Annotated in this window: 12 protein-coding genes; 8 read left to right on the top strand and 4 right to left on the bottom strand. The window is 70.3% G+C overall.

Annotated features, from left to right (window positions below):
* Positions 1-95: 95 nt before the first annotated feature.
* Together IF22_RS0124835 and IF22_RS0124830 are read right to left on the bottom strand one after the other, a co-directional pair.
* Positions 96-929, bottom strand: a complete 834-nt coding sequence (locus IF22_RS0124835) for an alpha/beta fold hydrolase (protein ID WP_030335978.1) — start codon at positions 927-929, stop codon at positions 96-98.
* Positions 926-1510 carry a TetR/AcrR family transcriptional regulator gene (locus tag IF22_RS0124830; protein WP_030335976.1) on the bottom strand — a complete coding sequence of 195 codons (585 nt, stop codon included), beginning with the start codon at positions 1508-1510 and terminating at the stop codon, positions 926-928. Before IF22_RS0124830 ends, IF22_RS0124835 begins: the two co-directional genes overlap by 4 nt.
* A gap of 137 nt (positions 1511-1647) precedes the next feature.
* On the opposite strand from IF22_RS0124830, the gene IF22_RS0124825 reads away from it, so the two are divergent.
* From IF22_RS0124825 to IF22_RS0124790, 8 genes are all read left to right on the top strand, one after another.
* Complete coding sequence (locus IF22_RS0124825) at positions 1648-2826, top strand: alcohol dehydrogenase catalytic domain-containing protein (RefSeq protein ID WP_030335975.1); 1179 nt, start codon at positions 1648-1650, stop codon at positions 2824-2826.
* 546 nt (positions 2827-3372) lie between these two features.
* Positions 3373-4920, top strand: coding sequence for a multiple monosaccharide ABC transporter ATP-binding protein (gene mmsA, locus IF22_RS0124820; RefSeq protein ID WP_030335974.1), 1548 nt, complete (start codon positions 3373-3375; stop codon positions 4918-4920).
* Positions 4917-6215, top strand: a complete 1299-nt coding sequence (mmsB, locus tag IF22_RS0124815; RefSeq protein WP_030335973.1) for a multiple monosaccharide ABC transporter permease — start codon at positions 4917-4919, stop codon at positions 6213-6215. Before mmsA ends, mmsB begins: the two co-directional genes overlap by 4 nt.
* 52 nt (positions 6216-6267) lie before the next feature.
* Positions 6268-7371: a substrate-binding domain-containing protein gene (locus IF22_RS0124810; RefSeq protein ID WP_030335971.1), complete on the top strand. Its 1104-nt coding sequence runs from the start codon at positions 6268-6270 to the stop codon at positions 7369-7371.
* A gap of 112 nt (positions 7372-7483) precedes the next feature.
* Positions 7484-8746 carry an ROK family transcriptional regulator gene (locus IF22_RS0124805; RefSeq protein ID WP_081883993.1) on the top strand — a complete coding sequence of 421 codons (1263 nt, stop codon included), beginning with the start codon at positions 7484-7486 and terminating at the stop codon, positions 8744-8746.
* Positions 8747-8887: 141 nt separating this feature from the next.
* Positions 8888-9856, top strand: coding sequence for a daunorubicin resistance protein DrrA family ABC transporter ATP-binding protein (locus IF22_RS0124800; RefSeq protein WP_030335965.1), 969 nt, complete (start codon positions 8888-8890; stop codon positions 9854-9856).
* Entirely contained in the window at positions 9853-10683 is an 831-nt protein-coding gene (locus IF22_RS0124795) for an ABC transporter permease (protein WP_030335964.1), read from the top strand. Before IF22_RS0124800 ends, IF22_RS0124795 begins: the two co-directional genes overlap by 4 nt.
* 70 nt (positions 10684-10753) lie before the next feature.
* Positions 10754-11842 carry a DNA glycosylase AlkZ-like family protein gene (locus tag IF22_RS0124790; protein ID WP_030335963.1) on the top strand — a complete coding sequence of 363 codons (1089 nt, stop codon included), beginning with the start codon at positions 10754-10756 and terminating at the stop codon, positions 11840-11842.
* Between the two features lie 49 nt (positions 11843-11891).
* On the opposite strand, the gene IF22_RS0124785 is transcribed toward IF22_RS0124790, so the two are convergent.
* The gene (locus IF22_RS0124785) at positions 11892-12881 is read right to left on the bottom strand and encodes an ABC transporter permease (protein WP_030335961.1); all 990 of its coding nucleotides are present in this window, start codon (positions 12879-12881) and stop codon (positions 11892-11894) included.
* A complete protein-coding gene (locus IF22_RS0124780; RefSeq protein ID WP_030335959.1) occupies positions 12878-13768 on the bottom strand; it encodes an ABC transporter ATP-binding protein in 891 nt (296 codons plus the stop codon). Before IF22_RS0124780 ends, IF22_RS0124785 begins: the two co-directional genes overlap by 4 nt.
* Positions 13769-13783 lie beyond the last annotated feature (15 nt).

Here is a 13783-nt window from a genome sequence, read left to right as displayed (position 1 = left end):
GGAGTGGACGGTCAGTGACCGTTGTCCGGTCAGCCGATGGTGGTCCGTGGCGGCGGCCGGTGCACCACCGGCCGCCGCCGTGCGGGCGGGTGGGGTCAGAGCGGCGGGGCCTCGGCGAAGAACTGCCGCAGCGCGTCGGCGACCAGGGTGGGCGCCGTCATCGTCACGAAGTGCGACTGACCTGGCCAGACGAGGTAACGGGCCGCCGGGATCGTCGCCGCGAGGGTGGCCATCGTGGTGGGCATCGGCTCCCAGGTGTCCGCGCCGGCCATGAGGAGAGTCGGTACGCCGATCGAGGACCACCGGCTGATGTCCGTGCTGTCCTGCGCGAGAGCCTCCAGGTCGTGCAGCCAGCCGACCGCCGAGCGGCGCGCCTCGACCGGGTCGGGCACCCGGTCGCCCGCGCTGGCGGCGATCGCGGCGACGACCTCGGCCGGAACCCGGGTGACGTCGTTCAGGGCCGCGGCCATCGCGGCGGCGTCGTCGCGCTCGAAGGCGGCGCGGTACCGGTCGAGCGGCGGCGCGATCTCCGCCCCGGCCGCGAAGAGCGGCGGCTCGAAGACGGCCAGCGAGCGGACGGGGCGCGGATCGGCCAGGACGGTGTGCAGCGCCGCTGTCGCTCCATAGGACGCGCCGACGAGATGGACCGGTCGGCCTGAGGATCGGCGGGCCGACTCGATGACGGCCATCAGGTCGGCGGTCTCGTCCCGGAAGGACTTGGTGCCGGCCGGGACGTCACTGGGACCGTAGCCGCGCCGGGCCGGCAGCCACACCTCGTGCTCGTGGGCGAGGTGCTCCGCGACGGCGGCCCAGGAGTGCAGCCCGCCACCCGAGCCGTGCACCAGGACGACGGGGTCCCCGACGCCCAGGCGTCGTACCACCAGGCGGGTCCCGTCGGTCGACTCGATCGACTGGTCGTGGCTGTTCACTGCTGCTCCCGGGTCTCGGTCGGCCAGTTGCTCAACGTGGTGTGCACCGCGTCGAGGATCGACTGCCACGACGCGTCGACGCTGCGAGGATGCCCGAAACCGTCGACCGTTTCGAGGCTGGTGAAGCCGTGGAAGGTGCTGCGGACGAACCGCACCGCGTCGGTGAGTGCCGGTTCGTCGAGCCCGTACCCGCGCAGCATCGCGTAGCTCAGCTCGATCAGGCGCAGGTGCCCCGCCGACCGGGTGCCGACCTCGGGCGGCAGCTGAAGCTGGGTCGCCGCGTACTGCCCGGGGTGCGTCACGGCGAAGGCGCGCCAGGCGTCGGCGAACCCGATGAGGGCCTGGTGGCCGGCCCGCCCCGCCACCGCGAGCGCGAGCGCGTCGGCGAACGTGGCCGCCGCCCGCACCGCGACGTGTTCGATCAGCGCGTCGCGGCTGCGGACGTGGACGTACAGGGCGGCGTCGGAGACCCCGAAGTGTCGGGCGACGGCCGCGACGGTCAACCGGGACAGGCCGACCGCGTCCGCCAGCTCGGCTGCGGCGGCCGAGACGCGCGCGCTGGTCAGACCCTGCCGTGGCATACCGAACCTTTGTCTCGTTAAGCGGAAACCTAGGGGTCCTAAGATAGCACCGGCGGCCCGCCCCGTGGGGCCGGCCCGGCATGAACGGCGCAGCCGGGGGAAGACCGCCGGGCCCAGCGCCGAACAGGAGATCCGTGATGAGAGCCGTCGTGTACGCCGACGTCCGGACGGTCGAGGTGCGCGAGGTGCCCGACGCGACACTGGAGGCGCAGACCGACGCGCTGGTGCGGATCACCTCCACCGCCCTGTGCGGCACCGACCTGCACATGTACGACGGACGAACCAGCGCCGAGCCGGGTCTGGTGCTCGGGCACGAACCGTTGGGTGTCGTGCAGGAGGTGGGCGCGGCGGTGCAGACCGTGCGGCCGGGCACCCGGGTGGTGATCCCCACGCACCTGTTCTGCGGAACGTGTGTGATGTGCGCCCGAGGGCTGTCGGCGGCCTGCCTGCGGGCCCGGGCCGAGGGGCCGGGCGCGGCGTACGGGTACGCGGGGATGGGTCCGTACCGGGGTGCGCAGGCCGACCTGCTGCGCGTGCCGTGGGCCGACGCCAACTGTGTGCCGCTGCCCGGCGAGCCGGGGGACGCGTACGAGGACGACTTCGTGCTGCTCGCCGACGCGTTCGTCACCGGCTGGCACGCCGCCGCCACCCTCGCCGAGGTCGAGCCCGGCGACACCGTGGCGGTCTTCGGCGCCGGCACCATCGGTCTGCTCGGCGCCTACTCGGCACTGCTGCGCGGCGCCCGGGTGGTGTACTCCGTCGACGGCGTCGACGCCCGCCTCGACAAGGCCGGCGAGGTCGGCGCGGTGCCTGTCGACTTCCGCCGGGGCGACCCGGTCGAGCAGATCCGCGCCGATCGGGCCCGGGCCGGGTTGCCGCTCGGCGAGGAGAAGCTGGGTGGGGTCGACAAGGTCATCGACGCGGTCGGGTTCCAGGCACGTGACCGGGAGCACCCGGACCGGGAGCGTCCGAACCAGGTCATCACCGACGCCGCCCGGCTGGTCAACGCCGCCGGCGCGATCGCGGTAGCCGGTGTCTACCCGGACCGGGACCCGCACCCCGCCCCCGGTGCTGACGGCCAGGAGGACCTGGTCGCGCCTTGGGGGGCGCTGTTCGCCAAGGGGGTCGCGGTCCGGTTCGGTCGCACCCACGACCGCCGGTACACCACACTGCTGCGCGACCTGGTCGTCGCCGGTCGAGCGCGGCCCAGCATGATCGTCACCCATTGCGGCACCCTCGCCGACGCCCCGGAGTTGTACCGGCGCTTCGACCGCCGGGAAGACGGGGTGATCAAGGCCGTGCTGCGCCCGTCCTGACCGGCAGGCACCGCGCGGGCGCGGCGCTGGCGAACCGCCCCGATTCGCCCGTAAGGGACGTTGGAGAGCAGTCCACTTCCTGGTCCGGGGCCTGACGAGACGATCATCGTCGATTCGGCCCGTGCGCAGAGGCGTGGGTCACACCGGCGGCCGACGGCTGTCGTGCCGTCCTGGGGGCGTCGACCGCCCTGCGGCTCGATCAAGATCATTCAATGCTGGCCGATCGCGTCGCCCGCTGCCCGCTTCGGGCGCCTGGCGGGATCGTGCCTGGTGGCGGGCCTGGGGAGGGTGGCAGGAGTCGATAGCGGCGTCGCGCTCCATTTGACAACGTTGCCACCGACAGGCGAAGGTGCCCGGAGGGGCTGCTGAGGTGGCTGTGACGGGCGAATACTCTGCTACGTCTATATTGCCGGATTGTTACTTTTTCAACAGTCTCTCGCCTTGCGGATAGCCCTCCGGCCGCAATACGTTGCCGTCAACAACAAAACCAAGTGAAGGTTCAACCTTCCGGAGGCAACCGATGACGTTGGCGAGGTGGTACGAGCTATGAGCGACGTGCCGATCCTCCTTGAGATGCGCTCCATCACCAAGGAGTTCCCCGGAGTCAAGGCCCTCTCCGACGTCAACCTGGTGGTTCGCGCCGGCGAGATCCATGCCATCTGCGGCGAGAACGGTGCGGGCAAGTCCACCCTGATGAAGGTGCTCAGCGGGGTCTACCCACACGGCAGCTACGACGGCAAGATCATCTATCAGGGGTCGGAGAGCAAGTTCTCCGACATCCGGGCCAGCGAGAACGCTGGCATCGTGATCATCCACCAGGAGCTCGCGCTCATTCCCGGGATGTCGATCGCCGAGAACATCTTCCTCGGCAACGAACCGCGCAAGCGGGGCGCGATCGACTGGAAGGCCGCGAACCGGATGGCGCTGGACCTGATGGCCCGGGTCGGTCTGGAAGAAGACCCGGACACCCTGATCAAGGACATCGGGGTCGGCAAGCAGCAGCTCGTCGAGATCGCCAAGGCGTTCGCCAAGGACGTGAAGCTGCTCATCCTGGACGAGCCCACGGCGGCCCTGAACGAGGCCGACTCCCGTCACCTGCTGGACCTGCTGCGCGGTTTCCGGTCCCGCGGCATCACCTCGATCATGATTTCGCACAAGCTGAACGAGATCGAGGCGATCGCGGACCAGATCACCATCCTGCGCGACGGCCGGACCGTGGAGACCCTCGACGTCAAGGCGGACGGGGTCGACGAGGACCGGATCGTGCGGGGCATGGTCGGCCGCGAGCTGAGCAGCCGTTTCCCGGACCACACCCCGAAGATCGGTGACGTCTTCTTCGAGGTCCGCAACTGGAACGTCCGGCACCCGATCTCCGCCGACCGGCAGGTCTGCAAGAACGAGAGCTTCGTGGTGCGCCGCGGCGAGATCGTCGGCTTCGCCGGTCTGATGGGCGCGGGCCGCACGGAACTCGCGATGAGTGTCTTCGGCCGCTCCTACGGCGTGTACGAGTCGGGCACCATCATCAAGGACGGCAAGGAGATCGTCCTCAAGTCGGTCGCGGACGCGATCGACAACGGGCTCGCGTACGTCAGCGAGGACCGCAAGGCGATCGGCCTCAACCTGCTCGACGACATCAAGTCGTCGACGGTGGCGGCCAAGCTGTCCAAGATCTCGCACCATGGCGTGCTGAGCGAGGTCGAGGAATACCAGGCGGCCGAGGCGTACCGCAAGGAGTTGCGGACCAAGGCCCCGACGGTCGACGAGAGCGTCTCCAAGCTCTCCGGCGGCAACCAGCAGAAAGTCGTCCTGGCGAAGTGGATGTTCACCGACCCGGACCTGCTGATCCTCGACGAGCCGACGCGCGGCATCGACGTGGGCGCCAAGTACGAGATCTACGGCATCATCCAGCGGCTCGCCGACCAGGGGAAGGGCGTCGTCGTCATCTCCTCGGAGCTGCCTGAGCTGATCGGGCTCTGCGACCGCATCTACACCGTGTTCGAGGGCGCCATCACGGGCGAGATCGCTCGGGCGGACGCGACCCCGGAGACCCTCATGAAGCAGATGACCTCGACGAAGAAGTTGGCCACCCGATGAGCCGTATCAAGGACCTTCAGAAGAACCTGTTTGGAGGCACGACCTCCAACGCTCGCCAGTTCGGGATGATCTTCACCCTGGTGGCGATCGTCGTCCTGTTCCAGATCCTGACCGATGGCCTCACCCTGCGGTCGGACAACCTGATCGCGCTGTTCCAGCAGAACTCGTACATTCTGATTCTGGCCATCGGCATGCTCATGGTGATCGTGGCCGGGCACATCGACCTCTCGGTCGGCTCCGTCGCCGCCTTCGCGGGCATCCTGGTCGCCAAGTCGATGGCCGACTGGTCGCTGCCCTGGCCGGTCGCCATCCTGTTCGGCCTCGCCATCGGCGCGATCATCGGCGCCTGGCAGGGCTTCTGGGTGGCGTACATCGGGGTGCCGGCGTTCATCGTCACCCTGGCCGGCATGCTGCTGTTCCGTGGTGGCAACCAGTACATCGGTAACGCCAACACCATTCCGGTGCCGGAGGGCTTCCGGGAGATCGGCTCCGGCTTCCTGCCCGAGTTCGGTCCGAACACCGGCTACAACAACGCCACGCTGCTGCTCGGGCTGGCCGCAGCGGTAGCAGTGGTGTGGCGCGAGATCCAGGCCCGCAAGACCCGGCGGGCGATGGACGCCGACCCGGCGCCCATGTGGATCTCCATCCTGCGGATGGCCATCATGGTCGGCGTGATCGCCTTCGCGGCACTGCGCTTCGCCAGTGGTCGCGTCGGCACCAGCTTCCCGATCTCGGGCATCATCCTGCTGGTCCTGGTGATCGCGTACTCCTTCTACACCCGCAACACGGCCGGTGGCCGGCACATCTACGCGGTGGGCGGCAACTCCCGGGCGGCCGAGCTGTCCGGCGTGAAGCTCAAGCGGGTCAACTTCTTCGTCATGATGAACATGTCCGTCCTGGCCGCGCTGGCCGGCATGATCTTCGTGGCCCGTTCGGCGGCCTCCGGACCGCAGGACGGCAACGGCTGGGAGCTGGACGCCATCGCCGCGGTCTTCATCGGTGGTGCTGCCGTCTCCGGCGGCATCGGCACCATCAGCGGCTCGATCGTCGGCGGTCTCGTGATGGCCGTGCTGAACAACGGCCTGCAGCTGATGGGCGTCGGCACCGACCGGGTGCAGATCATCAAGGGCCTGGTCCTGCTGCTGGCCGTCGCGATCGACGTCTACAACAAGAGCCAGGGGCGCTTCTCCATCATCGGGAGCCTGATGCGGCCCTTCCGCCGCGACGACTCCGCCCCACCCGCCTCACCGCCGGACGCGGAGCGCGAGCCCGCCAAGGCAGCGGTGTCCGGCTGACGGCCACCGACCTCACCACCCTGTTACACCTCAAGAAAGGCAAGTCCTCACCATGCGTAAATTCTTCGGCACGTCGGTGGTCGCGGTCAGCGCCGCCGCCATGCTGGCCCTCGCTGGCTGCGGCTCCGGCCGTGACGGCGACAGCGACTCCGGCGGCGAGGCCGCCAAGGGCTTCGCTGCCAACTCCCTGATCGGCGTGGCCCTTCCGGCCAAGACCTCGGAGAACTGGGTCCTCGCCGGCGACCTGTTCACCAACGGTCTCAAGGAGGCCGGTTTCCAGGCTGACGTGCAGTACGCGGGCGCGTCGACCACTGTCGCCGACCAGCAGGCCCAGATCACCGCCATGACCACCAAGGGCGCCAAGGTCATCGTCATCGGCGCGACCGACGCCGCGCAGCTGTCGACCCAGGTCGCCGCGGCGCACGCCGCCGGTGCCAAGGTGATCGCGTACGACCGGCTCATCACCAACACGCCGGACCTCGACTACTACGTCGCGTTCGACAACTTCAAGGTCGGCCAGCTCCAGGGCCAGGCCCTGCTGGACGGCATGAAGGCCAAGAAGCCGAACGGCCCGTACAACATCGAACTGTTCTCCGGCTCGCCGGACGACAACAACGCCGGTGTCTTCTTCAACGGCGCGATGGACGTGCTCAAGCCGGAGATCGACAAGGGCAACGTCGTTGTCGCCTCGGGTCAGAAGGACGTCAAGCAGACCGCCATCCAGGGCTGGAAGGCCGAGGGTGCGCAGGCCCGCATGGACCAGCTGCTGACCTCGACCTACGGCAACAAGGAGCTGGACGGCGTCCTCTCCCCGAACGACACCCTGGCCCGCGCCATCCTGACCTCGGTCAAGGGTGCCGGCAAGCCGATCCCGGTGGTCACCGGTCAGGACTCCGAGGTCGAGTCGGTCAAGTCGATCGTCGCTGGCGAGCAGTACATGACGATCAACAAGGACACCCGCAACCTGGTGAAGGAGACCATCAACATGGTCAAGGCTCTCCAGGCCGGTGACAAGCCGCAGGTGAACGACACCGAGTCGTACAACAACGGCAGCAAGGTCGTCGACACGTTCCTGCTCCCGCCGGTCGCCGTCACCAAGGCGAACGCGGCTGAGGCGTACGCCAACGACCCGAAGCTCGCGCCGCTCACCAAGTAATCACCGCACGGTAGGTAGCAACGCCGATGGGTCCCGGGTCTCCTCTTCCGGGACCCATCGTCGTCAGTGCACCCCCGCACCAACCGGCATCGACCCGGAAGGAGGTCTGACCGTGGCGGCACCAGTACGGTCCAGGCCAGCCGGCGTCGGCCGCAACGCTGAATCCCCGCTGCCGTCGCTCCCCGGCGCCAGCCAGGAGGAGATCCGGCGGCAGAACCTCGGCGCTGTTCTGCGCTACGTCCACCTGCACGGACCGACGTCCCGCGCCGAGCTGACCAGCCGGCTCGGGCTCAACCGAAGCACCATCGGCGCCCTCGCGGCCGACCTGGTCACCAGCGGCCTGGTCACCGAGGAGGCGCCGGCCACCACCCGCCGCGCCGGCCGCCCCTCACTGGTGGTCAGTCCCCGCTCCGACCGGGTCTACGCCCACGCGTTGAGTATCGACGCCGACCGGCTGCGTGCCGCCCGGGTCGGCCTCGGCGGGCAGATCCTCGATCGGCGGGAGTTCCCGCGACCCAGCGGCATGTCGGCGATCGACGCCGTCGGACCCCTCGCCGACCTGGTCCGGGACATGGAACGCGCCGTGGTGGGCGACGCGCTGCTGGTCGGCGGCGCCGCCGGGGTCACCGACACCACCCGCGACCCGGACGGCAGGATCCGGATCGCCAGCATGGACGAGACTCTCGGCGCCGCGCTGGGGGCGGAGTTCAGCGCCGGCCCCGGTTTCGTGGCCGGCGACCTTGCCGACATCGCCGGCCTGGCCGAGCACGTGCGCGGCGTCGCGGTCGGTGTCGACGACGTCATATACCTGCACGGCGACCTCGGCATCAGCGCCGGCATCATCATCGGTGGCCGACTGGTGGTCGGCCACCGGGGTCACAGTGGCAAGGTCGGCCACATGGTCGTCAATCCCAACGGCCTGCCCTGCGGCTGCGGTTCACGCGGCTGCTGGGAAACCGAGATCTCCGAAGCCGCGCTGTTGCGCCACGCGGGCCGTGACCCGAGCGACCGCGCGGCGGTGGCCGAGGTGCTGCGCGCGGCAGCGGACGGCGACCCGACCGCCCGCGCGGCGGTCGAGCGGGTGGCGGACTGGCTCGGCTTCGGCGTGGCGAATCTGGTCAACGTGGTCAACCCGGACCTCGTGGTGTTCGGCGGCGCGCTGCGCGACATCTTCACCGCCGGGGCGGACGTGGTCCGGGACCGCCTGGACACCATGCCACTGCCGGCCTCCCGTGAGCACCTGCGGTTGCGCGCGGCGGCACTCGGGCGCGACGCGGTCCTGATCGGTGCCGCCGAGTTGGCGTTCGACAAGCTCCTGGCCGATCCGCTGAACGTCGGCGTCGCGGGCCAGGTCGGGACCAACGAACCCGGCTAGCCGTGGAGTGCCCGCCGGCTCCGGCGGGCTCCCCCTTCTCACCTCCCTCGCTGTGCTGTGGGCTTCGACGCGCTCAGCATTCTCGTACGGCCTACCGTATGTTGTACGGTAGGCGTGCTGACAACGTGGTGAGGGAGCGCTGTGACGACAAGAGGCGACGCGATAGCGGCCCAGGGGCTGCGCAAGCGATACCGGGAGCGGTACGCGCTGGACGGCTTCGACCTGCGGGTGCCGCAGGGAACGGTGTGCGGCCTGCTCGGCCCGAACGGTGCCGGCAAGACCACCTCGGTACGGATCCTGTCCACACTGCTACGGCTGGACGAGGGTCGTGCCGAGGTCGCCGGGTTCGACGTGACGAACCAGCCCGACCAGGTGCGCTACCGCATCGGTCTGGTGGGGCAGCATCCCGCGCTCGACGAGGCGCTCAGCGGTCGGCAGAACCTGGTGCTCTTCGGCCGGCTGTTCCACCTCGGTCGCCGGCGGGCCCGGCAGCGGGCGGCCGAGCTGCTGGAACGCTTCGGTCTCGCCGACGCCGCCGAGCAGCCGGTCAGCACGTACTCGGGAGGGATGCGCCGCCGGCTCGACCTGGCGGCCGGCATGATCCTGGCCCCCGCGGTCCTCTTCCTCGACGAGCCCACCACCGGGCTGGACCCGCGCGGGCGCAACGAGGTGTGGGAGTCGGTCCGGGAGTTGGTGCGCACCGGCACCACAGTGCTGCTCACCACCCAGCACCTGGACGAGGCCGACCAACTCGCCGACCGGATCTCGGTGGTCGAGGCCGGCCGGGTGATCGCCGAGGGTACGCCGGACGACCTGAAGACCCGGCTCGGCGGCGACCGGATCGAGGTGGTCGTCGCGGCGCCGACCGACCTCGCCGTCGCCGTCGCCGAGGTCCGCCGGGCGGTCGACGACGAACCGACTGTCGACGTGGACCGGCGGATGGTGAGCGTCCGGGTCGGTCACCGGGCCGGCGCGCTCGTCGACGTGTTGCGGGCGCTCGACGCCGTGAACGTCCCGGTGGCGGACGTCGCGCTGCGCCGACCGACCCTGGACGACGTGTTCCTGCACCTCACCGGAGACCGGGCACCGACCGCCGAGGTGGTGGCATGAGCGCGGTGAGCATGCCGGCCCCGGCGGTGGATCTGACGCCCGGCCGTCCCGCCCTCCTGGCCGACAGCGGCACCCTGATCTGGCGCAACCTGGCCCGGTGGCGACGCGACCCCGGCCCGCTGATCGCCTCGCTCGGCTTCAACATCCTGATCGTGCTGATGTTCGCCTACCTGTTCGGTGGCGCGTTGCAGGTGCCCGGCGGCGGCAGCTACCGGGAGTTCCTGATGCCCGGCATGTTCGTGATGACCATGGTCTTCGGCATCAGCCTCACCACGGTGGCCGTCGCCGAGGACCTGGAGCGCGGCGTGACCGACCGGCTCCGATCGATGCCCGTTTCCCCGCTGGCGCCGCTGGCGGCCCGGGCGGTGGCCGACATGCTGTTCGCGCTGGTCACCCTCGGAGTCCTGCTGCTGACCGGTCTGGCAATCGGGTGGCGGGCGCACGGCGGGGCCGCGGCCACGCTGGCGGCGGTGGGGTTGATCCTGCTGCTGCGCTTCGCCCTGATCTGGGTCGGCATCTTCCTCGGGCTGGTCACCCGTGGACAGACGGCCGTGGTGGCCGTGCAGACCCTGGAGTTTCCGCTCGGCTTCCTCTCCAACGCGTTCGTGGCACCGTCCACCATGCCCGCCTGGCTCGGTGCGGTGGCCGCGTGGAACCCGCTGTCGGCGACCGTCGGCGCCACCCGCGAGCTGTTCGGCAACCCCGGTTGGGGCGGTGACTCCTGGGCTGCGCAGCACTACCCGTGGCTGGCGGTGCTCTGGCCGCTCGTCCTGGTGGCGGTCTTCCTGCCACTCTCGGTCCTCCGGTACCGGCGGCTGGCCGACTGAGCACGAGCCGCTGAGCAATCCGACTCGCTGGGCCCGGTCGATGCCGCTGAGCGCCGCTAGGCTCGCCGGCGTGGACGTGCACCGACTCGATCGGGCCCAGGCGCGACGGATCGCCATCCGGGCCCAACTGCTGGCCGCCCCGCGCCCGAGCGACCTTCTCACAGTGGTCCGTCAGTTGACCCTGGTGCAGCTCGACCCGACGGCCGCCGTCGCGCCCAGCGCCGATCTCGTCTGCTGGAGCCGGCTCGGTTCGTCGTACCAGCCGACGCAGTTGCGCGACGCCCTCGAACGGGACCGGACGCTGTTCGAACACCAGGCGATGGTGCGTCCGATGGACGACCTGGGGCTCTTCCTCGCGGCGATGGCGGCGGCGCCCGGTCACGAGCGCCACCGCGAGTGGCTGCGCGCCAACGACTCGTTCCGGCGCGACGTGCTCGACCTGCTCGGCCGCTCCGGTCCGCTGCTGTCCCGCGACATCCCGGACACGAGCGTCGTGCCGTGGCCGTCGTCAGGCTGGACCAACAACCGCAACGTCACCCAGATGCTGGAGTTCCTGGTCCTGCGCGGCGAGGTCGCGATCGCCGGCCGCCAGGGCCGACAGCGGCTCTGGGACGTGGCGGAGCGGGTCTACCCGGCCGGCGTGCCCGTCGTCGAGCTGGAGCAGGCACGCCGGCTCCGCAACGAGCGACGGCTGCGGGCGCTGGGCATCGCCCGGGAGAAGGCGGTGGTGGTGCCCGGCGAGCCGGCCGAGGTCGGTGACGCGGGCGAGCCAGCGGTGATCGAGGGAGTCGCGGGCCAGTGGCGGGTTGACCCGGCCGCGCTCGGGCAGCCCTTCACCGGTCGTACGGCGTTGTTGTCGCCGTTCGACAGGCTGGTGCACGACCGGGTCCGCCTCGCGGACCTCTTCGCGTACGACTACGTGCTGGAGATGTACAAACCCAGGGCGGGTCGGCGGTGGGGCTACTTCGCGTTGCCGATCCTGCACGGCGACCGGCTCGTCGGAAAGCTGGACGCCACGGCCGATCGTCGGCGCGGCATCCTCACCGTGCACGCCATCCACGAGGACGTGCCCTTCACCCCCGACGTGACCACCGCCGTGCACGACGAGGTGCACGACCTCGCGTCCTGGCTGTCGCTGACCGTGGACCTTCCCCGCTGACGGGTGATCGCCGAGGCCCCCGCCGCCCCGACGAGCACCCGTCAACCGGTTAGGCGATCCGGCGGACCCGGCGGACGGCGAGATAGAGCAGGAGCAGGGCCAGGGCGACGAAGATGCCGGTCTCGATGCCCTGGAACAGCCAGAACCGGTCCGCCGGCTGGTACAGCTGCCAGTTGTACGCGCCCGGTTCGAGGCCCAACTCGGCCCCGCAGACCCGGCCGTCCGGGGCCTTCCCGCCCGGCGGGCACTGGATCCGGGTGTCCTCCGCGATCATCGTCCCGTCCGGGTTGCGCACACCCTGGGTGAGGATCCAGTCCCCCCGGCTGACCTCCGGTGGCCCTTCCCCCTCGATCGGGAAGGTCTGGGTGCGGGCCGGCTGGTAGTGCGGTCGGGCCAGGATCTCCACCGCCGCCCGTACGCCGATGAACCCGGCGAGGGTGATGCCCATGGCGGGCAGCATCCGCTTCCACATCGTGCCGGCGAAGATGCCGAGCGCGACGGCGAAGAGGGTGTAGCCGATCGGCGCGATGCCCTGCAGGTCGAAGACGATCATGCCGAGCCGGCCCTCGTACGCGGCCTGGGTCAGCGGGTCGACCCACCACGACATGCCCAGCCCGTAGACCGCCGCGAGAACCAGGACGGCCGCGCCCACCAGCCCGAACTTCACGAGGGCCCAGCGGGTCCGGCCGACGCCCTGGGTCCAGACGAACCGGTGCGTGCCGTGCTCCACCTCGCGGGCGACCAGTGGTGCACCCCAGAACAGACCGACCAGCACCGGCAGGGAGACCAGCAGTACGGCCACCAGGTTCAGGCTGCTGTACTGGTTGCCGAAGCGGCGGAAACCCGCGTCGCAGGCCTCCCTGGTCGCCGCCGTCACATTGGTGTCCGCGAGCTGACGTGCGCAGTCCGCCAGCCCAAGATCGGAGAAGGTGTGCCGCATCGACAGACCGATCGGCACCAGCATGGCGGCCAGCGCCGCGAGCGCCAGCACTGTGAAGAACGCCTGCTTGCGGTGTTGCCGCCAGGTCAACCAGATCATGCTGCCACTCCCCACTCGCTGTGACTGGTCTGCGTGGTGCCGTCGGCCAGGTAGGCCAACACGACGTCCTCCAGGCTGACCTCGCGGATCGTCCAGGCCGGATCGGTGACCGGCCCGTCGGTGCGGACCAGCAGGGTGGTCTGCCGGTCGGTGTGGCTGGCCCGGATCACGGCGGTGACGCCCCCGATGACGCCGCCGTCGTGACGGGGGCCGACCAGCTGCCGGTGCTCGGCGACCAGGTCGTCGACCGCGCCGGTGAGCTGCACCTGGGAGGCGTTGAGCACGATCAGGTAGTCGCAGACGCGTTCCAGGTCGGCCAGCAGGTGTGAGGAGAGCAGGACGGTGGTGCCTGACTCCGCGACGCTGCCCATCAGCGACTGGAGGAACTCCCGTCGGGCCAGCGGGTCGAGGCTGGCGACCGGTTCGTCGAGCAGCAGCAGCCGTGGCTGCTTGGCCAGTGCCAGGGCGAGCGCGACCTGGGCCCGTTGACCGCCGGAGAGCTTGCCGACCGGCTTGTCCGGCGGTATGCCGAGCTGGGCCAGCCGCTTGCGGGCCAACCCCGCGTCCCACCGTTTGTTCAGCTTGCCGCCGGCGATGACCAACTCGGACGCCGTGAAGTCCCGGTACAGCGGGGTGTCCTGGGCGACGAAGCCGATGTCGGCCAGCCCGTCCGTGTCGCCGTAGGGAGACCGGCCGAACACCCGGACCGTGCCCTCGGTGGGCTTGAGCAGCCCGACGGCCAGGTGCAACAGCGTGCTCTTGCCCGCGCCGTTGGGCCCGACCAGCGCGGCGATCCGCCCGGCCGGCAGATGCAGTGAGCAGTCCCGTAAGGCCCAGGTGCTGCCGTACCGCTTGCCGAGCCGGTCTGCTTCCAAGACCATGTCCATCCCTTGTCCTCTCGT

This window comes from Micromonospora parva (assembly GCF_000718515.1).
GTDB classification, from domain to species: domain Bacteria; phylum Actinomycetota; class Actinomycetes; order Mycobacteriales; family Micromonosporaceae; genus Micromonospora; species Micromonospora parva.
The sequence above is the reverse complement of the archived record's forward strand: the minus strand, read 5'-3'. Positions and strand labels throughout refer to the sequence as shown.

Excerpts from the sequence above, each read along its gene's own strand:
- IF22_RS0124830 (WP_030335976.1), bottom strand. The coding sequence starts at position 1,510 with ATGCCACGGCAGGGTCTGACCAGCGCGCGCGTCTCGGCCGCCGCAGCC.
- IF22_RS0124825 (WP_030335975.1), top strand. The coding sequence starts at position 1,648 with ATGAGAGCCGTCGTGTACGCCGACGTCCGGACGGTCGAGGTGCGCGAG.
- mmsA (WP_030335974.1), top strand. The coding sequence starts at position 3,373 with ATGAGCGACGTGCCGATCCTCCTTGAGATGCGCTCCATCACCAAGGAG.
- mmsB (WP_030335973.1), top strand. The coding sequence starts at position 4,917 with ATGAGCCGTATCAAGGACCTTCAGAAGAACCTGTTTGGAGGCACGACC.
- IF22_RS0124810 (WP_030335971.1), top strand. The coding sequence starts at position 6,268 with ATGCGTAAATTCTTCGGCACGTCGGTGGTCGCGGTCAGCGCCGCCGCC.
- IF22_RS0124795 (WP_030335964.1), top strand. The coding sequence starts at position 9,853 with ATGAGCGCGGTGAGCATGCCGGCCCCGGCGGTGGATCTGACGCCCGGC.
- IF22_RS0124785 (WP_030335961.1), bottom strand. The coding sequence starts at position 12,881 with ATGATCTGGTTGACCTGGCGGCAACACCGCAAGCAGGCGTTCTTCACA.
- IF22_RS0124780 (WP_030335959.1), bottom strand. The coding sequence starts at position 13,768 with ATGGACATGGTCTTGGAAGCAGACCGGCTCGGCAAGCGGTACGGCAGC.